The 24,877-nt window shown below is 64.5% G+C and carries 5 protein-coding genes and 2 pseudogenes; 5 read left to right on the forward strand and 2 right to left on the reverse strand.

Annotated elements, in window-relative coordinates; translation table 11 throughout:
• Positions 1-13: 13 nt before the first annotated feature.
• Positions 14-1,759 carry an AMP-binding protein gene (locus A5699_RS20720; RefSeq protein ID WP_197508349.1) on the reverse strand — a complete coding sequence of 582 codons (1,746 nt, stop codon included), beginning with the start codon at positions 1,757-1,759 and terminating at the stop codon, positions 14-16.
• A gap of 468 nt (positions 1,760-2,227) precedes the next feature.
• Here A5699_RS20720 and pks2 point away from each other — a divergent pair, with 468 nt between their 5' ends.
• The 4 genes from pks2 to htpG all read left to right on the forward strand — a co-directional run bounded on the left by pks2 (position 2,228) and on the right by htpG (position 12,476).
• Positions 2,228-8,482, forward strand: coding sequence for a type I polyketide synthase (pks2, locus tag A5699_RS20725; protein WP_157561369.1), 6,255 nt, complete (start codon positions 2,228-2,230; stop codon positions 8,480-8,482).
• 32 nt (positions 8,483-8,514) lie between these two features.
• Positions 8,515-9,273 (forward strand): class I SAM-dependent methyltransferase, encoded by a 759-nt coding sequence (locus A5699_RS20730; RefSeq protein ID WP_067773203.1) that lies wholly within the window; start codon positions 8,515-8,517, stop codon positions 9,271-9,273.
• Positions 9,274-9,612: 339 nt separating this feature from the next.
• Positions 9,613-10,431, forward strand: coding sequence for a GAP family protein (locus tag A5699_RS20735; protein ID WP_067773188.1), 819 nt, complete (start codon positions 9,613-9,615; stop codon positions 10,429-10,431).
• A 101-nt stretch (positions 10,432-10,532) separates the two neighbouring features.
• Positions 10,533-12,476, forward strand: a complete 1,944-nt coding sequence (gene htpG / locus A5699_RS20740) for a molecular chaperone HtpG (protein WP_067773191.1) — start codon at positions 10,533-10,535, stop codon at positions 12,474-12,476.
• Positions 12,477-12,521: 45 nt separating this feature from the next.
• On the opposite strand, the pseudogene A5699_RS29325 reads toward htpG, so the two are convergent.
• Positions 12,522-24,287: pseudogene (locus tag A5699_RS29325) on the reverse strand (amino acid adenylation domain-containing protein); the annotation flags it as partial.
• A gap of 1 nt (position 24,288) precedes the next feature.
• Between A5699_RS29325 and A5699_RS20750 the strand changes: the two are divergent.
• Positions 24,289-24,877, forward strand: a pseudogene (locus tag A5699_RS20750) (phosphopantetheine-binding protein); the annotation flags it as partial.

Consider the following 24,877-nt stretch of genomic DNA (forward strand, 5'->3'; position numbering starts at 1 on the left):
CCCACCCGCGAGCCTAGGCGTCCAGACGGGCGAACTGGCCATGGCGATACTGTTCGACACACGCCGCCCGCCGAACTTTCCCGCTGGTGGTGATGGGAATCGAACCCGGCGACACCAGGACAAGATCCGCCACGCCGAGGCTGTGAGTGTTGAAAATGGCTGACGTCACATCGCGTTTGACCAAGGTCAGTTGATCAGACTGTTCGTCGACAGGCTCGGTGCGCTTGCGCACTTCGATGATGACGACGAGCTTCTCGGTAAAGCCGTCGGGGACTGCGATGGCAGCACACCGGCTGCGGCTGATCTCCTGGATCGTTGCCTCGATGTCGTCCGGAGAGTGATTGCGCCCGTACACGATCAGGAGATCCTTGATGCGTCCGATGACGAACAGTTCGTCGTCGAACAGGAATCCGGAGTCTCCGGTACGCAACCACGGCCCCTCCGGCGTGCCCGGTGACGGGTTGACAAGCATGCCGCCGAAGGTGGATTCGGTCTCGTCTGGGCGCTGCCAATACCCTGTTGCGACATTGTCGCCGTGCACCCAGATCTCGCCGACGGTTCGGTCCGGGCACTCTCGGCAGGTCTCCGGATCCACGATGCGGATCGTCGGCGCGAGCGGAACCCCGTAGCTCACCAGAGGTGTTCCTGCGCCGTTCACACAACGCTCGGCGGTACCGGTGGTCAGCGCCTCGGAGTCGAAGCGGACAATCGCCGGCGCTTCGCCCGACGCCCGAGTGGCCGCATAAACCGTGGCCTCGGCAAGTCCGTAAGATGGCCGGATTACCTTGGGGTCCAGGTTGAACGGGCCGAAGCGTCGGGTGAACCGTTCCAACGTTGCTGGATGGACTCGCTCACTGCCGGTGATGATGGTGAGCACATCCGCGAGATCCAGGCCGGCCATGTCCTCGTCCGATGTCTTACGCACCGCTAGCTCGAACGCGAAATTCGGTGCGGCGGTATAGGTCCGGCCATTGGTGGCCAGTTGCTGCATCCACCGGGCCGGGCGCTGCAGGAAGGCCAGCGGGCTCATCAGTACCGCCGGAACACCGGCAAGCACCGGCGCGCAGACTCCCAAATAGAGGCCCATGTCGTGATAGAAGGGCAACCAGGAAACGATGGTGGAGCCCTCGGGCACCACGTTGTTGAACTCGGCGAAGTAGCCAGAGGTGAGCTGTTCATAGTTGGCCAACAGGTTTCGGTGCGACATCATCACCCCGGCCGGATTGCGGGTGGATCCAGACGTGTATTGCAGATACGCAGTCCCGGTTCGGGTCTCGGCCCAACCGGAGGTCGCCGTCGAGACAGCGACGGGCATTCCGTCGACCGCGACGATCGCCGGGTGGGAGCCGACATCCCTCGATCCGACGTAGTCGGCCACCGCCGCCGATACCGCCGACGTCGTGAGAATTACTGTCGGCGCGGCATCCTGTAGCACCGAATTGACCCGGTCATCGCTCACCCCGCCGAGCGGAACCGCAAGCGGTACCGCTATTCGTCCTGCCTGCATCGCGCCCAGAAAGGCGACGATGTAGTCGAGCCCTTGGGGCGCGAGGACCAGCGCCCGGTCTCCGGGCGCACCGAGAGAATCGAGTTCGCGCGCGACCTGGCAGGTGCGCCGATACAGCTGGGCGTACGTCAGACTTTCCGCGACGCCGTCCCAATCTTTCTCATAGTCGACAAACGTCACCGCCGTGTCATCGCCCTGAAGGCCCGCACGTTCGGACAGCAACGTCAAAATGGACGTTTCACCCACGGGCATCAGAGTAGCGCCGCCCACCACTTCGCATAGTGGGAAATCAGCAAACTTTCAGAGAATGCCTTTCATATAACACGCCGGTGATTCAGATACGCGAGCTCCGCCGTCGACCACAGAACCGGATCTCCGACTGCAGGCCCCTGATCTTGTCGGTTTCTACGACCTCCGGCATCGACACCGGAAGTATTTGAAATCGCGCATACCTCCGCCGGAGATTGCCCAGAATCCAAGACAACGCATCACAGCGAATTTACCGTTATTGACTGTGACCGCCCGAGAAGGGCGCTGAGCCACTGATAACCGCGTGATATCACGCGGGCATCAATGCGGCCCACGCACCGATGCAGGGCATCTCAAGCCTGACAGCGGTCGACCGCCGAAGGCCTGCTGGGAGGAGGGCAATTGGCTCCATCAGAGACCGGGCCGGGTGGGCTGCGCAGCACACCCGTCACCCCGGTGGCCATCATCGGAATGTCCTGCCGGCTTCCCGGCGGGATCGAATCTCCGCAACAGTTGTGGGAAGCATTGATCCGGGGCGACGATCTGGTCACCGAGGTTCCGTCCGACCGCTGGGACGCCGACGAATACTACGATCCGGAACCCGGAGTACCCGGCCGGTCGGTATCGAAGTGGGGCGCTTTTCTCGAAGATGTGGCCGGCTTCGATTCCGAGTTCTTCGGCATCAACGAACGCGAGAGCGCCGCGCTCGACCCCCAGCACCGATTGCTGCTGGAGACGTCCTGGGAGGCGATGGAGCATGCCGGGCTGACGCGGGAGTCCTTGGCCGACTCGCTGACCGGCGTGTTCGTCGGGTTGACTCATGCCGACTACCAGATGTTGGCAGCGGATGCCCAGTCTCTGGAGGCCGCATATGGCTTCAGCGGAAACAACTTCAGCTTGGCTTCGGGTCGGATCGCCTACGCACTCGGCGTCCACGGCCCGGCCCTCACTGTCGACACTGCATGTTCATCGGGGTTGACCGCCGTGCATCTGGCCTGCCGCAGCCTCCACGAAGGTGAGAGCGATCTGGCTCTGGCCGGCGGTGCCACGTTGGCCCTTGACCCGCGAAAGTTCGCTTCCGGATCGGCCGAGGGGATGCTGTCGCCGACCGGACGCTGCCACGCATTCGATGTCGCCGCCGACGGATTCGTCGGCGGCGAAGGCTGCGCTGTGGTGCTTCTCAAGCGTCTGCCGGACGCTCTGCGCGACCGTGACCGGATTCTGGCCGTGGTTCGCGGCACCGCCGCCAACCAGGACGGCCATACCGTCAACATCGCGACACCATCCGATGCAGCACAGACCGCGGTGTACCGAGCAGCATTGGCCGCGGCCGGGGTCGACCCTGGCACCATCGGCATGGTCGAGGCACACGGCACCGGCACACCGGTGGGCGACCCTATCGAATTCTCCAGCCTCGCCAAGGTTTACGGAGTCGACGGTCCTTGTGCACTGGCTTCGGTGAAGACCAACATGGGCCACGCCCAGGCAGCCTCTGGAGCCATTGGACTGATGAAGGCTGTGCTGGCACTGCAGCACGGCTCAGTGCCGCAGAACCTGCATTTCACACGGCTTCCCGATCAGCTGGCCCAGATCAAAACCAAGTTGTTCGTCCCCCAGCAGACCACGCCGTGGTGCACGAATGGTCATCACCCGCGACGAGCGGCAGTGTCGTCGTACGGGTTGTCCGGCACCAATGTGCACGCCATCGTCGAACAAGCCCCCGATCAGGTGTCCGAGGCCGCTGCGGCCGAGGAGTCTGCCACCGGATCGTCGACCGTGCCCACAATGTTGTTCGCGTTGTCGTCCACCTCGGCAGATGAGCTGCGCCGCACCGCAAGCCGGCTGGCCGATTGGGTCCAGACCCACGACGATGTCGAACTTCCGGATCTGGCCTACACCCTGGCCCGGCGCCGAGTACACCGGCCGGTGCGCACTGCCGTCGCCGCGGCCGGCCGGGAAGAACTCGTCGCCGCGCTGCGACAGGTGGCCGAAAGCGATACGCCTTTCCCGGCCACGGTCGGCCGCGACGATCGCGGCCCGGTCTGGGTGTTTTCCGGGCAGGGCTCGCAGTGGGCCGGGATGGGCGCCGAATTGCTGGCGGCCGAGCCGGTGTTCGCAACCACCGTGGCACAAATCGAACCGTTGATCGCGCGCGAGGCCGGATTCTCTGTGACCGAGGCGTTGACTTCACCTCAGACGGTCACCGGACAGGACCGCGTGCAGCCCACACTGTTCACCATGCAGGTGGCCCTTGCCGCCACCATGAAGGCGTATGGGGTGCGACCGGGCGCGGTCATCGGGCATTCCCTCGGTGAGGGCGCAGCAGCGGTGGTCGCCGGTGCGCTGTCGTTGGCCGACGGAGTCCGTCTGATCTGCCGGAGGTCTGCTCTGATGTCGCGGATCGCCGGCCAGGGCGCGACGGCAGCGGTGGAACTCCCTGCCAAACAGGTACTTTCCGAGTTGACCGGCCGCGGTATCGACGATGTGGTGGTGGCGGTGGTGGCATCGCCGCAGTCATCGGTGATCGCCGGCGCTACCCAGACCGTGCGCGACCTGGTCGCCGAGTGGGAACAACGCGGGGTGATGGCCCGGGAGGTACCGGTCGACGTCGCGTTTCACTCACCACAGGTCGAGCCGATCATCGCCGATCTGACGAAGGCGCTGGCCGATCTCACGCCAATGACGCCAGAGGTTCCGTTCTACTCGGCGACGCTGTTCGATCCCCGCGAAGCACCGGTGTGCGATGCCGACTACTGGGTCACCAACATGCGGCGGATGGTGCGATTCGCCACCGCCGTGCAGGCCGCGCTCGAGGACGGCTACCGGGTCTTCGCCGAACTCTCGCCCCATCCACTGCTCACACGTGCCCTCCAACAGACGGCGAGCAGTCGTGAAACACCGATGGCCGCACTGGCCGCGATGCGCCGCGAGCAAGCGTTGCCCGACGGGTTGCGCGGGCTGCTGACAGACTTGCACAGCGCCGGAGCGGCGATCGACTTCTCCGTGCTGTTCCCGGACGGAAAGCTGGTGGACGCACCGCTGCCGACCTGGACGCACCGCAGGTTGTGGCTCAGCGGCGGTGATCAGGACGCGCCGACGCATGGCGGCTGCACCATTGCAGTGCACCCCCTGTTGGGGCCCAATGTGCGATTGCAGGAGGAGCCGGAACGTCACGTATGGCAGACCGACGTCGGTACCGACGCTCAGCCCTGGCTCGCGGATCATCAAATACGCGCCGTGGCAGTCCTTCCCGGAGCTGCCTACTGCGAGATGGCGCTGGCGGCCGCAGATGCGGTGTTGAACCAGCCCGCCGAGGTGCGCGACCTCCGGTTCGAGCAGGCTCTCCTGCTCGACGAGCACTGCGTCGTCGGCGCCTCGGCCTTGGTGTCGACGCCCGGCGTGCTCAATTTCGCGGTGCAGACCAACCAGGATGGCGAGCCCGCCAGACTGGCCACCGCCAGGCTGTGTACCGCGGTCGCCGAGCAACCGCCGGCGTACGACATCGCCACGCTGCTCGCTGCGCACCCAGGCGAGGAGGACGGTAACGCCGTTCGTGATCGGGTGGCCCAGCACGGAATCCAGTACGGGCCGGCGTTTTCCGGTCTGGTGACCGTACATGTCGGAGCCAACACCGACACCGCTCTGGCCGAGGTCGCGCTACCCCGCTCCATCCGCTCGCAACAGGACGCATACGGTGTGCACCCGGCACTGCTGGATGCTTGCTTCCAATCCATCGAGGCTCATCCCGACGTCCAAGCCCTCGGCGGCGAGGTACTGGGATTGCCGCTCGGTGTGCGCCGGCTCCGCTCCTATGGATCCGTGCGCAACGCGCGCTACTGCCTGACCCGGTTGGTTCAGGCCGGCAGCACCGGGATCGAGGCCGACATCGATGTGCTCGACGAGCGTGGCAACGTGCTGCTGAGCGTGCAGGGGCTGAGGTTGGGGGCCGGCGTGGCCGGCAGCGATGACCAGGTTCTCAGTCAACGGTTGCTGACGGTCGAGTGGCGACAACGGGATCTGCCGGAGGTCGAGTATGCCGAAGCCGGATCGTGGCTGCTGATCAACGCCACGGCGCATCCCGATGGCACCGCCGACAGGCTGCGCGACGCCTTGAAAGAGGCTGGCGCACAATGCATCACCATGTCTTGGCCCAACGAACCCGACGACTCGCTGACCTGTGCCGAGCTGGCCGACCATCTACAGGCCGGCCGATTCACCGGGGTGGTGGTTTTGACCGCACCGCGGAACGGCCGCGATACCGACCGGTCACCGCTACTCGGCCGCGAGTACGTACGGCAATTGGTGCACATCACCCGGCAGCTGCCCGAGATCACCGGCGAGCCTCCGCGTCTCTACGTGGTGACCTGCAACGCGCAGACGGTGGTGGCCGGTGACGTCGCCAATCTCGAACAGGCCGAGCTGCGGGGTCTGATCCGGGTAATCGGTACCGAGCATCCGCATCTGGCCGCCACCCAGATCGACGTCGACGAGGCCACCGATGCCGACGAGCAGGCTCGGCAACTCGTACGGCAGTTTCTCAGCGGCTCGGAGGAAGACGAGACCGCATGGCGCAACGGCCGCTGGTACACCGCACGGCTGTGCCCCGCCCCGTTGCGCCCCGAGGAGCGACGGACCACCGTAGCCGACCACGGACGCGATCGGATGCGTCTGCAGATCCGACTCCTCGGCGACCTTGAGTCGATGGAACTCGTGGCCTGCGACCACGTGCCTCCGGGCCCGGGACAGATCGAGGTGGCGGTGACCGCATCCAGCGTCAACTTCGCCGACGTGCTGGTGGCATTCGGCCGCTACCCTGCCTTCGACGGCCGGCTGCCCCAACTCGGCATCGACTTCGCCGGTGTGGTGACTGCAGTCGGGCCCGATGTCACGGACCACCGTGTCGGCGACCACGTCGGCGGGTTGTGCGCCGAGGGTTGTTGGGGCACGTTCGTCACGTGCGACGCCCGCTTGGCCGTCACTCTGCCCGCCGGCTTGGCCGACGCCGAGGCGGCTGCGTTGACCATCGCGACCGCCACCGCTTATTACGGGCTCAACGACATGGCTCGGATCAAAGCCGGGGAGAAGGTACTGATCCACTCGGCGACTGGCGGAGTCGGGCAGGCCGCAATGGCCATCGCGAGCGCCGCCGGAGCGGAGATCTTTGCCACCGCCGGCAGCGAGGAGCGCCGGAACCTGCTACGCGACATGGGCGTTGAGCATGTATACGACTCACGCACCGTCGAATTCGCCGATCAGATCCGCGAAGACACGGGCGGTTACGGTGTCGATATCGTGCTCAATTCGGTAACCGGAGCAGCTCAACGCGCCGGCCTCGAACTACTCGCGTTCGGTGGCCGATTCGTCGAGATCGGCAAACGAGACATCTACGGCGACAGCAGGATCGGGCTGTTCCCATTCCGGCGCAACCTGTCGTTCCATGCCGTCGACCTGGCGCTGATGTCAGTCAGCCACCCGGACCGGCTGCGCGAGTTGCTGTCGACGGTGTATCTGCTGACCGCCGAAGGCGATCTGCCGCGACCACAATTCACCAACTACCCGCTTGCCGACGCCGCCACGGCGATCCGGATGATGAGCGGCGCCCAGCACACCGGCAAGCTGGTCCTCGACATCCCGCACGTCGGCTCCAGTCGCCTGGTGGTTCCACCGGCACAGGTACAGGTGTTCCGCCCCGACGGGGCCTACATCATCACCGGTGGCCTCGGCGGTCTCGGCCTGTTTATGGCCGAGAAGATGGCGGCCAACGGATGCGGACGCATCGTGGTGTCCTCGCGATCGCAACCCACACCGCAGGCTCGGGAAACGATCGAGCGCATTCGCGCCACCGGTGCTGACATCGTGGTCGAATGTGGTGACATCGCCGACCCTGACACCGCACAGCGGTTGGTCGCCGCAGCCACCGCCGGCGGCATGCCGACCCGGGGTGTGCTGCATGCGGCCGGGGTGATCGAGGATGCCGCACTCACCAACATCACGGATGAGCTTATCGACCGGGATTGGGCGCCAAAGGTTTACGGTGCATGGAACCTGCACCGCGCGCTGCAGGAGGCTGACGCGGACCATCAACTGGACTGGTTCTGTTCGTTCTCTTCGGCAGCGGCACTGGTCGGCTCGCCTGGACAGGGCGCCTACGCTGCGGCCAACAGCTGGCTCGACGCTTTCAGCCTGTGGCGACGCGCCCAGGGATTGCCGGCCACCTCGATCGCGTGGGGAGCCTGGGGCCAGATCGGCCGCGGCACCGCCCTGGCCGAAGGGACCGGGATCGCCATCGCGCCGGACGAAGGTGCGTACGCGTTCGAGGCCCTGCTCCGTCACGACCGGGCCTACACCGGATACGCGCCGATCACCGACGCACCCTGGCTCAGTATGTTCGCCGAACGCAGCCCATTCGCCGAGGCATTCCGGTCGAACGGCCAGAGTTCGGCAGGAACAAACAAGTTGCGGGCCGAGCTCGATGAGCTGCCCGCCGAAGAGTGGACCGCACGGCTCCAGCATGTGATCTCCGACCAGGTGAATCTCATCCTGCGTCGCAGTGTCGATCCGGACCGTCCGCTCTCCGAGTACGGGATGGACTCCCTCGGCGCCTTGGAGTTGCGCACCCGCATCGAGACCGAAACCGGCATCCGCATCACGGCAACAGGCGTCACCACCATCCACGGATTGGCCGAGTTGCTCTGCGAGAAGCTCTCACCTGTGGAAGCCGCGTGACCGTGAACGCCGGAACCTGCGACATCGTCGGCATGCCGAGGGGCGGCCCCGATGCCTCCTGGCTGTCCCGGCGGTTACAGACCGACCGACTGGAGTATCTGGATCGCGAGGATGTGGACGACCTCAAGCAAAAGGTCGTACACGCCATCGATCGCGGCGGACGCCGCCCACGGTTCGGTACCTACGAGAAATACGCTCGGCTCGCCCTCGGCGAGGTGCGCGAACACCGCGCACCGAAAATCCTCGAGCTGGGGTGCGGCCTCGGTGGGTTGTCACGCAAGCTCCTGGAGCTCGACCCGGCTGCCCAGGTGACCATCACGGATATCGACCCCTCGTTCGTAGCCGCCATCGCCGCAGGCGATTTGGGTAGTCACCCCCGCGCGGACGTCCGGATCATGGACGCCACCGCGATCGACGCTCCCGACCGGCACTTCGACCTCGCACTGTTCGCCCTGTCACTACATCATCTGCGGCCCGAACTGGCCGCCCAAGTCTTTGCCGAGGGCACCCGGGCGGCAAAGAAGTTGTTGATCATCGACGTCCACCGGCCGGCACCACCCGTACACCTGGCGATGCTGGCGGCGGTGCTGCCATTCATCCGGATCCCGGTGATCCACGATGCGGTCATCAGCGGCCTGCGCGCGTACAGCCCCTCGGCGCTGCAGACCCTTGCCCATCATGCCGACCCGGCCATCACCCTCGAGTTCCACAACCGCCGGCTGGGCCCGACGGTGCTCGTGGCAACTCGTGAGCAAAGTTCACCCAACCAGCACCACGCGAAGGACGACTGAGCCGGCACCAGCATCCGACGATGTATCGATTGCTCGCCCGCAGACCTGTGACGACAGGTCTCCGGCGAGCCTCTCGTTGTGCACCGCCCGCTCGAAGGATCATCGATCACGGTGCAACGCAGCGGCAAAGTATTTGACTACCAACGTTTTTGACCGAGCCCGCGCACAGCGGCTCCCCACACCGGCAGAACACATCCGCACGGACCACCGGGCGATCACGGAGCGCGCTCAACACCCGCCGCGCCCGTGGAGATCTCCACCGAATCCGAACCTGGGGTTGCCTTGGGAATCTCTTGAGAACTCGCACCAGCAAATAGTGAACCGGGTAGCATTCCACCTATGTGGGGCTCATTGATCGTGCTGGCACTCCTGACGACGATCAACCCCGTGCGCCTGGGTCTGATCCTGCTGGTGCTCTCCCGGCCACGGCCCATCCAGAATCTGCTCGCCTACTGGACGGGCGCATTGCTGGTGGGGTTGCTCACCCTGCTGGTTCCGCTGGTCCTCCTGCACGCGACGCCGGCGTCGGCCGCTTTCGTCAAGGACTTCGCGAACCCGACGGCGAACCCTGCCGCGCAGCGCAGCGCGATCGGCGTGGGCGCGGCGCTACTGTTGTTCGCCGCGGTCCTGGTGGCGCTTTCGTTGGTGCGCACGCCCCGTGCCGCCGCGGTCAACGCCGCGGCGCCCGATCGCGACGGCACCACGAAGACGTCGACGCTATTGCTGGATCCATCGGTCCCGCCGGTACTCAGACGGCTGCTGCACCCCGAACCAGATGACGAGGACGGCAGTCGTTCACCAATTCGCCGCCTGCTCAGCCGGGCTCGTGACGCGTGGCGTAGCGGGTCCCCCTGGATCTCCTTCGGCATCGGCGTCTGGTTTCTTCCGCCACTGGACGGAGTCTTCCTCGCCCTGGGCATCGTCATCGCCTCGGGGGCTTCCACCGGCATTCAGTTCGTCGCACTCATCGCGTTCGTCATCGGTGTGCTCACCGTCGAGGAGACCATTCTGGTCAGCAACGTGTTTGCTCCGGAACGAACTCAAGCAGCCCTGCATCGAGTTCACGACTGGGCGCACGCGCACCGCCGGAAGTTCATCGCGGCGATCCTGGCGGTGGTCGGACTCTCACTCATCGCTCGCGGCATGGGCGGCCTGTAAACCCCTGCGGCCCGCGCTGATACCGCGCCCGCCGGCCGACACGGTCGGTATCATCTTCGACGAAATCGGTAACGCAGGTTTGTTCTGTCGAACGGGATGAGATGTCTACACGCGTCGAACGGTTGGAATTTCAGGCAGAGGCTCGCCAACTGCTGGAACTGCTGGTGCACTCGGTCTACTCGAACAAGGATTCCTTCCTTCGGGAATTGATCTCGAACGCCTCCGATGCACTGGACAAACTGCGCCTGGAAACGTTGCGCAACAAGGATCTCGACGTCGACGCGTCCGATCTGCACATCGACATCGAGGTCGGACACGAACCACGCACCCTGACCATTCGAGACAACGGCATCGGCATGACACATGACGAGGTCGTGGACCTGATCGGGACCCTGGCCAAATCAGGTACCGCCGAGCTTCGCCAGCAGTTGCGTGAAGCCAAGAAGGCGTCGGTGTCCGACGAGTTGATCGGCCAGTTCGGTGTCGGGTTCTATTCGACGTTCATGGTGGCCGATGAGGTCGAACTACTCACCCGCAAAGCGGGTGAAAGCGGCGCCACCCGATGGATATCAAGTGGCGACGGCACCTACACCATCGAATCGGTTGATGATGCCCCGCAGGGCACCTCGGTCACGCTGCACCTCAAACCTGAGGACGTGGAGGATCAGCTGCACGATTACACCGCCGAGTGGAAGCTGCGCGAGCTGGTCAAGAAGTACTCCGACTTCATCGCCTGGCCCATCCGGATGGAGGTCGAGCGACGCACTCCCGCTGCAGAGGAGGGTGGTGAAGAAACCGTCACCCTGGAGACCGTGACCCTCAACTCGGGTAAAGCCCTGTGGGCCAAGTCGAAGGACGAGGTCTCCGAGGAGGAGTATCACGAGTTCTACAAGCACATCGCCCATGCGTGGGACGAGCCACTCGAGATCATCACGATGCAGGGTGAAGGCACCGTGGAGTATCGGGCGTTGTTGTTCATCCCCTCGCACGCCCCGTTCGACTTGTTCACCCGGGACGCCAAGGTCGGGGTGCAGTTGTATGTCAAACGCGTCTTCATCATGGGCGACTGTGACGAGCTCGTCCCGAGATACCTACGCTTCGTCAAGGGCGTTGTCGACGCAGAAGACATGTCCCTCAATGTCTCCCGGGAGATTCTGCAGCAGGATCGACACATCACGGCGATCCGCCGCCGGCTGACCAAGAAGGTACTCTCGGCGGTCAACGAGTTGCGGACCGAACGGCCCGAGGATTACGGAGTGTTCTGGACCCAGTTCGGCGCCGTCCTCAAAGAGGGCCTGATGCAGGATCCCGACAATCAGGACGCGTTGCTGCGCCTCTCCTCCTTCGCCTCCACCCACAGCGACGACGAACTCACCACCCTGACCGGGTACGTCGAGCGGATGAAAGACGGCCAGGAGCAGATCTTCTACGCAACCGGACCGGCACGTGATCAGCTGCTGAAGTCCCCGCATCTTGAGGCATTCAAGGCCAAGGGCTATGAGGTGCTGTTGCTCACCGATCCCGTCGACGAAATCTGGGTGGACTCGGTGCGCGAGTTCGACGGTAAGCCGATGCAATCGGTGGCCAAGGGCGAGGTGGACCTCGACTCTGCAGACGAGAAGGCGACGAACGAGGCCGAGCGCCACGAGCAGGAGCGCGAATTCGCCGACCTCCTTTCATGGTTGAAGGAGACGCTTGGCGGTCATGTCTCACAGGTGCGGTTGTCCACGCGGCTGATCGATTCGCCGGCTTGCCTGATCACGCCCGCCTTCGGCATCACGCCGGCGCTGGCACGCATGTACCGGGCTTCCGGGCAGGAGATTCCGGTCGGTAAGCGCATTCTGGAAATCAATCCGAACCACCCGCTCATCACCGCATTACAACGGGCACACAAGAACCGCGGCGATGGCCCATCCCCTGCCGGCGAGCTCGCTGATACTGCCGAATTGCTCTATGGGACAGCGCTTCTCTCCGAAGGTGGCGAGCTCGAAGATCCAGCCAAGTTCGCCACCCTGCTCGCGGATCGGCTGGCCCGCACAGTTTAGAGCCCGGCGGCACCCGCGCACATGGGTCCGATAGCGATGAGCTGGTCAGCCTTCCAGTGAAAGCTTGAGTTGCTCACCGTATTCGGACAGTGACTCGCTGGTGAACATCTCATAGTGCGTGCAGTCCACCGAATGCGCCGTGATGTCACCGGTGACGTAGGGCCGCCAGCTTTGTAGATGGGACCGCATAGCCATCCGGTTTCGGATCTCACGCCACCGTGACCTGATCGCCGCGCGTCTGCCGTTGGTATTTCTATGTCGCGCGGCAGAAAAGATGACGATGTCGCCGTTGAACACATCGGGTTCGTGTTCCAGCAGAAGTAACTGGTTCGCATTGAGACTCTTGACCATGAAGTCCACCAGCTCTTTGGGTGGAGGAGTAAACCCGGCCGAGTCTGCCCGGCGGATGATCTTCTCCGCCCGCCGATAGGTGAGTGGTCGCCGCTGCACCGGGAAGTCAACGTGGTTGGCTCCCAGGATGTAATCCAGGACCAGCCCTTCGGCCAGGGCATGGTTACCTGCGACCGTCCGGTAGAGCCGTGCCGCGAACCCGCTGGCCCTGTTCAGATTCAATGCGGCATCCATCAATATCAGTCGTTCAACCTCGCACCCGCGCCGCTGAAGCTCGATGGCTACCTCGTGAGCCACGACCCCGCCAAAAGACCACCCGAGCAGCCTGTAGGGCCCGGCCGGGTAGAGGGTTTGGAGCTGGTCGGCGTAGCTTTCAGCCATACTCCGTATCGATACCGGCGATGCTTCATCGGGTTGCGGAGTCTGGTTGAGGCCGGTGATCGGGCCGTCAACATACGCGCCCAGGGCCCGATACGACCAACTCAGTCCGAAACCGTCGTGAATACAGCAGAGCGGAATACCCGTACCCTCTTTGAGGATGTCGACAGGCACGACTTCCTGCGCGCTGTCGGCACTTCCCACCCGGCGGGCCAGACCACTGACCGACGGTGAGTCGAATATGACGCGCACTGCCAGCTGAGTGTCCAAAGATTTGTTGACCGCGGCTATCACACGCATCGCCGACAGTGAATCCCCACCCAGGTCGAAGAAGGAGTCATCGATCCCGACACGCTCGACTCCCAGTACTTCGGCAAAGATGCCGGCCACGGTCTCCTCCGTAGGAGTTGTCGGCGCTCGATATGCGCTTGCGATGTAGTCGGGTGCCGGCAGCACGCGAGTATCGAGTTTGCCGTTGACCGTCAGTGGCAGCGAGTCCATCACCATGACCGCAGACGGCACCATATAGGCCGGCAGGCGCTCGGCCAGTGCCATCCGCACCTGGATCGGATCGACTGTCCCAGAAACGGCTTCGGTGATATAGCCGACCAGGCGCTTGTCACCCGGCCGGTCCTCACGCGCGATCACCGCGGCCTGCTCCACCCCGGCCAAACCAGCCAGCACCGTATGGATCTCACCCAACTCGATGCGGTATCCGCGGATCTTGACCTGTTCGTCGGCACGCCCCAGGTACTGCAGCTGCCCGTCAGGGCCCCACCGGACCAGGTCCCCGGTTCGATACATCCGCGCTCCGGCTGCACCATCCCCGGCGAACGGACATGCCACAAACCGTGATCCGGTCAACCCGGACCGGCCCAGGTAGCCACACGCCACGCCACGGCCTGCCACATACAGTTCGCCAACCACCCCGACGGGTACCGGACGCAACCATTGATCCAACACGAACAGTGCCGCGGTCGATACCGGCGCACCGATCGGCACCGTGGCAGACGTGGGTGTCAGCGGTGCCGTCATCGACGCATACACCGTCGCCTCGGTCGGCCCATAGGCATTGATCACCACCCGTCCCTGAGCCCACCGCTGGACTACGTCAGGCGAGCAGGCCTCACCGCCGAGCAGCAGCGCTGCCGATCCCAAACCCTCCGGCGAGAGAGTCGCCACGGCCGACGGGGTCTGCGTCAGCACATTGACCTTTTCGGCAACGAGCAGCTCGTGGAAGTCCTCCGGCGAGGAGACGACGTCTTCGGGCACCACCACCAGCCGCCCTCCGCTCGTCAGTGCGGCCCAGATCTCCCACACCGAGAAATCGAAGGCATATGAATGGCATTGGGTCCACACCTGGTTTGCCGGCAAGCCGGTAGGCATGGACGCCGCCAGATGCGTCAGATTGTGGTGAGTGACGGCCACGCCCTTCGGGGTACCGGTGGTGCCCGATGTGTAGATCACATACGCGATGTCGGTATCTACCGGGCCTGTCAAGTCCCTGTCCGGGTAGCTGTCGATACGAGGGTCATCGATATCGACAACCGGCAGCTCAAACCGGTCCAGCCGATCGGCCAGTTCAGCGCTGGTGACAGCTACCGCCGGCGCAGCATCCCGCAGCATGAAATCGACCCGCGCATCCGGTACGACGGGATCGATAGCCAGATATGCCGCCCCGGTTTTGAGAACCGCAAGCATCGCCACGATCGCCTCGGTGCACCTGTTGAACAGCAGCGCGACACACCGTCCGGGACCCACATCCTGGCCGGCCAGGAAGTGCGCCAGGCGATTCGACGCCTCGTCCAACTCTCGGTAGGACATCGAGCGGCCTTCGAAGCTCACTGCCGCCGCGTGCGGAGCACGGGACACCTGCTGCGCGAACAACATCGGAATCGAGACCGGCGGCACCGATTCGGTCAACACCACCTGGTTGCCGATCTCGTCCAGCACCACTCGCTCGCCGGTGTCGACCACATCCACCGACGACACCTTGCGGTTCGGATCGGCGGTAACTGCATCCACCACTCGCTGCAGCCGGGCGATCAGCATCTGAATGCTGTCGGCGTCGAATACATCGGTGCGGAACTCCACCATTCCGCCGATCCCGGCGGGATCACCTGCCGGGGTGAAGCGTTCCTCAAGCGAGAACGCCAAATCCATTCGGGCTGAATGGGTGTCGGAGGACAACGGGCTGAGCTCGACATCACCTAGCAGCGACCCCGCCGCAGGTTCACCGCTGCCTTTCACCGCGAAGTTCTGCCAGCCGAAAATCACCTGGATCAGCGGGTGATAGGTGAGGCTGCGCGCCGGGTTGAGCCGATCCACCAGGACCTCGAACGGCACATCCTGGTGCTCGTAGGCCGCCAGGCTGCGCTGACGGACCTGTGCTACCAACTCCGCCACTGTCAGATCACCTGCTACGTCGACCCGCAACACCAAGGTGTTGACGAAGAAGCCCACCAGGTCGTCCAATGCCGGATCACGTCGACCGGCAATCGGGAAGCCCACCGCCACATCGCTACTGGAGGTCAGTTTCGACAACAGGATCGCCAGCGCCGCCTGCATCACCATGAAACTGGTTGCATCGTGCTGGCGGGCCACCCGAGCAACTCGCTCCTGCACCTCGACCGGCCAATCCACCATCACACTTGCCCCGCGGTGGTCGGCCACCGGCGGATAAGGCCGATCTGTCGGCAATTCCAACCGCTCAGGCAGACCGGCCAATTCCTGCTCCCAATAACCCACCTGTTGTGCGATCACGCTGTCGGGATCAGCGAGATCGCCGAGATGATCGCGCTGCCAAAGCGTGTAGTCCGCGTACTGCACCGGCAGCGGCATCCATTCGGGTGCGCGCCCCGCCTGGCGGCTTCCATAGGCCAGCCCTACGTCGCGCAGGAACGGCCTGATCGACGCACCGTCGGCGGCGATATGGTGCACCACGACCACCAGCACGTACTCATCGTGGCTCGTGCGCAAAAGCGTTGCTCGGAGGGGCGTCTCGACTGCGAGATCGAAACTGTGCCCCACCTCTGCACCGACGGCCGCAGCCAGGCGCTCGGCCGGCCATCCCTGTGCGTCGATGACCTGCCAGCCGAAATCCGCCTGTTCGGCAGGCACCACGATCTGCCGCGGAACACCTTCCGGCGCGGAGAACACCGTACGCAGACTCTCATGGCGACTCACCACATCACTGAGTGCGGCGCCCAGCGCGTCGGTGTCCAGCGTCCCACTGACCCGGAACGCAGCCGGCATGTTGTACACCGGGGACGGTCCTTGTAGCTGGTCCAGGAACCACAGCCGCTGCTGAGCGTAGGACAACGGCAACACCGCCGGACGCTCGTAGGCGATCAAGGCCGGTCCCGCGTGTTCGGCGGCATGGATGCTGATCCATTCAGCCAACGCTGCCACGCTAGGCGCATCGAACAAGGCCCGGATCGGGACATCTACGCCCAGTTCAACCCTCGCCCGAGCGATGAGTCGGGTGGCAGACAGCGAATGCCCACCCAGATCGAAAAACCCGTCATCGACGCCTACCCGGGGGATTCCCAGAACCTCACCGAACAGCTCGGCCAACACCCGTTCCCGTTGGTCACGCGGCGCCCGATATGCCACCCCGCTGCTGAACTCAGGGGCCGGCAATGCCTTCTTGTCGAGTTTCCCGTTGACCGTGAGGGGCAACGACTCGAGCACCATGATCGTCGCCGGCACCATGTATTCCGGCAATCTGTCACCGGCAAAGCTACGCAACTCGGCCACGCGTTCGATCGCCGAGGGGTCGTTGACATAAGGGGCAAGCGAACCGATCGCTACGGGTGGCGGGTAGAGATCTGACATTGCCGAAGAGACCGCCGACGGCTCGGTGCCGTCGGTGTAGATGATGTCCACCAGACCCGTGGTGGCTGACCATGTCACCGCTGTGACGTATCCCAGTTCCTGCCCAAGCAGGTGACACTGGTGCGGCAGCACCGAGGCGACAAATGTGTCTGTGCGAGAGCGCAATTCACTGAAGGTGGTCCGCGCTCCGCCGTTCTCCAGAGCCTGGGCCAACGCATCCGCCATAGCCGCATCCGGCCATATCCCGGCATGCGGCGCCCCCGTGATGCGCACCTCCGGGAGCTGCTCCGACTGCAGATAGTCACGGAGAGCGGCCAGATTTCCGAATCGCTGCCAGGGAATTGAGCGCAGCTGTGCAACCGAACGAACCGGCGCCGGCGCCTTGCGCACCACTACCTCATATCGGTAGCGGCTGAGTTCATTCACCGCCTGCATCTGCTTGAGCTGGATGTCCACCGCGGCGATGTCGGGCAGGTGCTGCGGCAACGCCGCGAAGAAATCGGGCGCCAACAGCAATTCCTGCTCTGCCAACATCTCCCGACGAATCCGCTCCGCCACCGCTGCTGCGCCGTCATCCGGGCTCGTGTCTGCGCACACCACACCGGTGGTGAACGCCCGCAACAGCGAGAGGTTGCGCACGTCGCCGATGAACAACGCACCACCCGGCGCCAGACAACGCATCGCAACTGCCAGAACGTCGAGCAGGTAGCCCGCGCTCGGGAAGTACTGGATGACCGAATTGATCACCACCACATCGAAGTGCCCCACCGGCAAACCATCAGCAGCATCGGCCGGTTGCACCCGCAGTCGGACCCGATCGCCCCACGGCTGTCCAGCCACACCCGCCTGCAGCGTGTGGATGGTCGGCGCCGAGAAGTCCGTCCCCCAGTACTCGACGCACTCCGGAGCCACGTGTGCCAGCAACAGTCCGGAACCGACGCCGATCTCGAGTACCCGCTGCGGCCGCAGCGCGAGGATCCGGTTGACCGTGTCCGAACGCCACTCCCGCATTTCCGGCAACGGAATCGGCTCGCCGGTGTAGCTGCTGTACCAGCCTACGAAATCTTCACCCAATTCGGTTGGCGTACCAGAGGCGAACGACTCTCCCGAGTACAGACCTCCGTACAGCCCCTGCCATTGGTCGACCAAATGCGCTTCCCGTTCGGACTCACGGGCCAGCATCATCTCCCGGTCCAGCACGACATAGCTGACTACCTGCTTTTCGCCGACAGGTTCGCCGGAACCCGATACGGCGGTAGGAGTTCGCGCGACCGTCACCGCCTGTGCCACCCGCGGGTGGGACGCCAATGCGGCGTTGATCTCGCCGAGCTCGATGCGGTACCCGCGAATCTTGACCTGCTCATCGGCGCGCCCGGCATACCGCAACTGTCCATCTGGCCCCCAGGAGACCAGATCCCCGGTGCGATACATACGCATTCCCGACCCACCGAACGGGCACGCCACGAACCGGGTCGCCGTCAACCCAGACCGGCGCATGTAGCCAACCCCCACACCACGGCCGGCCACGTACAGTTCGCCCACCACACCCGTCGGAACTTCCCGCAGCCACCGATCCAACACAAACAACACGGTGCCCGGCACCGGCATACCGATCGGAACAACGGTCGAACCCGCCGCGCCGATCTTTTGCAAGGGCGCACTGAGCGTCGCAAACATCGTTGTCTCTGTGGGACCGTAGACATTGAACATCACCCGACCCGGCGCCCACCGGTCCACCACATCGGTCGGGACTGCCTCGGCACCCACCAGCAACGTCGCCACCGACTCCAACCCCACCGGCGAGAGCATTCCCACCGCCGACGGAGTCTGGCTCAACACCGTCACCCGCTCGTCAGCCAGAAGCGCCTGCAACTCGCGGGGATTACGCGTCATCTGCTCCGGAACCACGACCAGTCGGCCGCCATGCAGCAACGCCCCCCAGATCTCCCACACCGAAAAGTCGAAGGCCAAGGAGAAACACACCGGCCAGACCTGCCCCGGCCCCAACGCCGTACCCACATCAAAGCCGTCGAACAGCCGCGTGACATTTTGATGAGTGACCACCACCCCCTTGGGAACACCCGTCGTCCCCGAGGTGAAAATGATGTGCGCAAGGTCATCAGCCAACGGCATCGGTAGCGCGGTCGCCGGCTGGCTATCGATCCGCGGATCATCGACATCCACCACCGGTACACCGCAGTTGTCAAATCGCTCGGCCAGATCAGCCGTCGTGAGAACCGCAACGGGTGTGGCATCGGCAAGCATGAACTCGATTCGGGCGTCCGGATGCGCCGGATCCATCGGCAGATACGCCGCACCCGACTTCAACACCCCCACAATCGCAACAATCGCCCGTGCGGACCGCTCCATCAACAACGCCACGCACTGACCCGGCGCCGCACCTTGGGCAACCAGCAAGTGCGCCAGCCGATTCGACGCCTCATCCAACTCCCGATACGACATCGAGTGGCCCTCGAATCTGACCGCCACTGCGTCCGGGGTCCGCTCCACCTGCGCGGCGAACGACTCCGGGATCGACACCTCGGTCACCGGCTGCGTCAATACCGCCAGATGACCGACCTCGTCCAACCGCGCATACTCGGAGGCGTCCAACACGTCGATCGACGACAACAGCCGTGACGGATCGGCCGTCATCGCCACCAAGACCCGCCGCAACCGATCAACCAGGATCTCGATACTGGCCGTGTCGAACACATCGGTACGGAACTCGACCGTCCCCCAGATTCCGGCAGGCGCACCGTCCTCGCTCCAGTGTTCCCGAAGGAAGAACACCAGATCCATTCTGGCGGAATAGGTGTCTGCCGCCAACGGCGCAGCCTGAACATCACCCAGACTGAGCTGGGTCGCGGGATCGTTGTCCAACCCGGGGAAGTTCTGCCAGCCGAATATCGCTTGGATGAGGGGGTGATGCGTCAGGCTCCGGGTTGGGTTGATTCGCTCTACCAACACCTCGAACGGTACGTCCTGGTTCTCGTAAGCCGCCAGGCTGCGTGATCGCACCTGCTCCAACAACTCGGCGACACTGGGATTTCCGGCCGTATCGACCCGTAGCACCAATGTGTTGACGAAGAAACCCACCAACTCATCGAGCGCAGGATCTCGGCGACCGGCGATTGGGAAGCCAACCGCCACATCGGAACTAGCGGTCAACGTAGACAGCAGCGCTGTCAGGGCCGCCTGCACCACCATGAAACTGGTCGCGTTGTGCTCACGGGCCACGCGCGCCACCTGCTGCTGCAACTCAGCCGGCCAATCCACCGCCACGCTCGCCCCGCGGTAATCGGCCACCGGCGGATACGGCCGATCCGTCGGCAACTCCAACCGTTCAGGCAGACCGGCCAATTCCTGTTCCCAGTACGCCACTTGGGCAGCGATTGGACTCTCGGTATCGGCCAGGTCGCCCAGGTGCTCACGTTGCCACAGGGTGTAGTCCACATACTGCACCGGCAACGGCGCCCAGTCGGGGGCTTGCCCGGCACACCGGGCGGTATAGGCCATACCAAGGTCCCGCACGAGTGGGCCGATCGACCAGCCGTCGGCGGCGATATGGTGCACCACCGCAACCAGCACGTGTTCGCCCTCGGCCACCCGGAACAACTTTGCCCGCAAAGGTATCTCGGAGGCCAGGTCGAAATTGTGGCCCACCTCGGCCCCGACGGCATCGGCTACTTGCGCTACCGACCAGGGGCCGGCATCGATGATCTGCCAGCCGAAATCAGCCTCCGCGGCGGGCACCACCACCTGCCGGGGAACCCCTCCGACCGCCGGGAACAGCGTGCGAAGACTCTCGTGGCGTCCGACTACGTCGGCCAGCGCCGCCTGTAGTGCCTCGACATCCAACTTCCCGCTGATCCGGTACGCGGTCGGCATGTTGTAGGTGGCTACCTCGCCTTCGATCCGGTTCACGAACCACATTCGGTTCTGCGCGTAGGACAACGGCACCACCGCCGGCCGCTGCTGGGCCGTCAACGCCGGCAGCCCACCGGAGCCCGCGCCGATCCGCGGCGCCAACTGGGCCACCGTGGGTGCGTCGAACAGCGTGCGCACCGCGACGTCGGTGTCCAGGGCCGCGTTGACCGAGGCGATCAATCGCATGGCGGTCAGGGAATCCCCTCCCCGGTCGAAGAAGGAATCGTCGATTCCGATCCGATCAACCCCCAGCACCTGGGCGTAGATCCCGGCCAGGACTTCTTCGACGGGAGTAGTCGGGGCGCGGTACCCCTCGCCGGCGTATTCGGGCGCGGGCAGCGCCCGCTTGTCGAGTTTTCCGTTGACTGTCAGCGGCAACGCATCAACAACCATCACCGCAGCCGGCACCATGTACGCCGGCAGCCGGTCACAAAGCTGTGCGCGCACGCGAACCGGGTCCGCTGCGCCGGTCATCGTTTCGGTGATATAGCCGACCAACCGCTTGTCCCCTGGACGGTCCTCACGCGCGATCACCGTCGCCTGGTCAACTCCGTCCAAACCGCCCAATACGGCCTGGATTTCGCCCAATTCGATACGGTAGCCGCGAATCTTGACCTGCTCATCGGCGCGCCCGGCATACCGCAACTGCCCATCGGCGCCCCACGACACCAGGTCCCCGGTGCGATACATCCGTTGTCCGGGCGCCCGCGCATCCCCGAACGGGCAAGCGACGAACCGCGACGCTGTCAGTCCGGACCGCCGCACATAACCCACCCCGACACCGCGACCGGCCACATACAGCTCACCCACCACGCCGGGCGGGACCTCACGCAGCCATCGATCGAGCACGAACAACGCCGCACCCGTCACGGGTGACCCGATCGGCACCGCACCCGCCGCCGGTTTCAGCGGGGCACTCATCGTCACGCCCATGGTGGTCTCGGTCGGGCCATAAGCGTTGATCATCATCCGACCCGGCGCCCACCGATCCACCACCTCCGGAGGACATGCCTCACCGGCCACCATCAGCGCCGCTGATTCCAAGCCCTCCGGCGAGAGCATCCCCACAGCCGAGGGTGTGTGTGTCAACACGCTGATCTGTTCGGCAACCAGCAGGGCGTGGAAATCCTGCGCCGAGGCCACCACTGATTCGGGCACGACGACCAACCGGCCACCATTGAGCAGTGCGCCCCACATCTCCCATGCTGAAACATCGAATGCCAAGGAATGACACAGCGGCCAGGCGCCGCCGAGCGGCAACCCGATGTCCGACAACAACAGCTGAGTCACATTGTTGTGAGTGATGGCAACACCTTTCGGAGCACCAGTCGTGCCCGAGGTGTAGATGACGTACGCGATGTCGTCGGGAGCCACGACCGGCAACGACAGCTGCGAGGCGCCGGTCCAGGGGACGTCGACATCGACGACCACCGCATCAGATCCGTTCAACCGACCGGCCAACCCGCTGCCTGCGATCACCGCGACCGGCTTGGCATCTGCGACCACGAAGTGGATGCGGGCATCGGGATGCATGGGATCGATAGGCAGATAAGCCGCTCCGGTCTTGAGCGTTGCCAGAATCGATACGACCGCATCAGCCGAACGCTCGAACAACACCGCCACGCACTGCCCCGGGCCCGCCCCCAACCCGATCAGATGGTGCGCCAACCGATTCGACTCCGCATCGAGTTCCCGGTAGGTCATCGAGCGACCGGCGAAAGTCACGGCCACCGCGTGCGGAGCACGGGCAACCTGGACGGCGAACGCCTCCGGAATCGATGTCGCGTGCACGGGCCGGCTGAGCGCCGCCAGATTCCCAATCCGGTCCAGCCGGGCATATTCGGAAGGATCGAGCACGTCGACCGACGACAATTTCCGCTCCGGGGCCTCGGTCATGGCCACCAGCACCCGTTGCAGTCGGTCGATCAGGGATTCGATGCCGGCCCCGTCGTACACATCCGTCCGGAACTCCACATTTCCGCCGATCCCGGTGGGGGCGCCGGCAGCGTTGAAACGCTCACCGAGAGAGAAGACCATGTCCATCCGAGCTGTGCGGGTATCTGCCGGCAGCACGGTGACCGTCGCGTCGCCCAGCACGGCCTCGGCGCCGGCATCGCCGGCGAAGTTCTGCCAGGCCAACGTCACCTGAACCAATGGGTGGTGGGTCAGGCTGCGCGTCGGGTTGAGTCGATCCACCACCACTTCGAACGGAACATCCTGATGTTCATAGGCGGCCAGGGCGCGCTGGCGCACCTGGGCCACCAGCTCGGCGACGGTGGGATCGCCACCGGCATCGACCCGTAACACCAAGGTGTTGACGAAGAACCCGACGAGGTCATCGAGCGCTGGATCGCCACGGCCCGCGATCGGGAACCCCACTGCTACATCGTCACTGGCGCTCAACTGAGCAAGCAGCGCCGCGAGCGCAGCCTGCACCACCATGAAGCTGGTCGCGTCGTGTTCGCGGGCCAGCCGCGCAATGCTCTTCTGCAATGAGGCCGGCCAATCTACCGCCACACTCGACCCGCGGAAATCGGCGACCAGCGGGTACGGCCGATCGGTGGGCAATTCCAAGCGCTCGGGCAGCCCGGCGAGCGCGTCCTGCCAGTAGCCCGCCTGGGCGGCGATGCGGCTGTCGCTGTCGTCGAGATCACCGAGATACGCACGCTGCCACACTGCGTAATCGACGTACTGAACCGGTAGCGGTGCCCAACTTGGCGCTCGGCCTGAGCACCGACTGTCGTAGGCAACCTGCAGATCCGCCGTCAGCGGAGTTACCGACCAGCCGTCCGCGGCAATATGGTGCACTACAACCACCAGGACGTGCCCATTCTCACAAACCCGAAAGAGCTTGGCCCTGAATGGAATGTCGGTGGACAGATCAAAGGTGTGCAGCTGCGCCACACCAATGGCCTCCTCGAGCTGCTCCGTCGGCCAGCCGCGACCATCGATGACCTGCCAGCCGAAGTCGGCATCCTCGGCCGGCACCACCACCTGTCGTGGTATCCCGTCGACCGCGTCGAATCGGGTACGCAGGATCTCCTGCCGGCCGACGACGTCGGCCAGCGCCTGGCCCAGAGCGTCGACATTCAGGTCCCCATCCAGTCGTAACGCCGCTGCCATGTTGTAAACCGGTGAAGGGCCTTGCAATTGGTCGAGGAACCACAGCCGCTGTTGACCAAACGACAACGGCAGTACTGCGGGTCGGTCGACCGCGACCAACGGTTCACGCCTGCCCGAACCCGTACCGACACGTGCCGCCAGTTGACCCACCGAAGGCGCCTCGAACACCGCGCGCACGGCGAGATCGGCGTCCTGGGGCGCCGACGGTCAGTTGCAGTATCTGGGCCGTGCCGATGACCAGGTGAAAATCCGTGGGTACCGGATCGAGTTGGGGGAGATTCAATCTGCTTTGGTTGACCTCGACGATGTCGACCAGGCGGCGGTGATCGTTCGCGAGGATGTGCCCGGCGACAAGCGTCTGGTGGGCTATGTCACCGAAAGTGATTTGGGTGCAATCGATCCCGACAAGGTTCGCACCGCGTTGGCGGAGCGGCTGCCGGCCTACATGGTGCCGACCGCGGTGGTGGTGATGGCGGCGCTCCCCTTGACGGTCAACGGCAAACTCGACAGGCGTGCCCTTCCGGCGCCGGACTACACCGATGCCGAGGCCTACCGTGCCCCGACCACCGCGGTCGAGGAGATTGTGGCCGGCATCTACGCCCAGGTTCTCGGGTTGGAGCGGGTCGGGATCGACGATTCGTTTTTCGATCTCGGTGGGGACTCGCTGTCGGCAACTCGGGTGATCAACGCGATCAACAGCAGCCTGGACGCCGATCTCGCCGTGCGCGCGGTGTTCGAGGCGCCTTCGGTGGGTCAACTGGCGGCACGTGTCGGTACGGGTT

It is taken from the genome of Mycobacterium sp. E802, assembly GCF_001666875.1.
Classification (GTDB): domain Bacteria; phylum Actinomycetota; class Actinomycetes; order Mycobacteriales; family Mycobacteriaceae; genus Mycobacterium.

What these genes read in the sequence shown, in the direction of transcription:
- A5699_RS20720 (WP_197508349.1), bottom strand. Translation starts at nt 1,759, where the DNA reads ATGCCCGTGGGTGAAACGTCCATTTTGACGTTGCTGTCCGAACGTGCG.
- pks2 (WP_157561369.1), top strand. Translation starts at nt 2,228, where the DNA reads ATGTCCTGCCGGCTTCCCGGCGGGATCGAATCTCCGCAACAGTTGTGG.
- A5699_RS20730 (WP_067773203.1), top strand. Translation starts at nt 8,515, where the DNA reads ATGCCGAGGGGCGGCCCCGATGCCTCCTGGCTGTCCCGGCGGTTACAG.
- A5699_RS20735 (WP_067773188.1), top strand. Translation starts at nt 9,613, where the DNA reads ATGTGGGGCTCATTGATCGTGCTGGCACTCCTGACGACGATCAACCCC.
- htpG (WP_067773191.1), top strand. Translation starts at nt 10,533, where the DNA reads ATGTCTACACGCGTCGAACGGTTGGAATTTCAGGCAGAGGCTCGCCAA.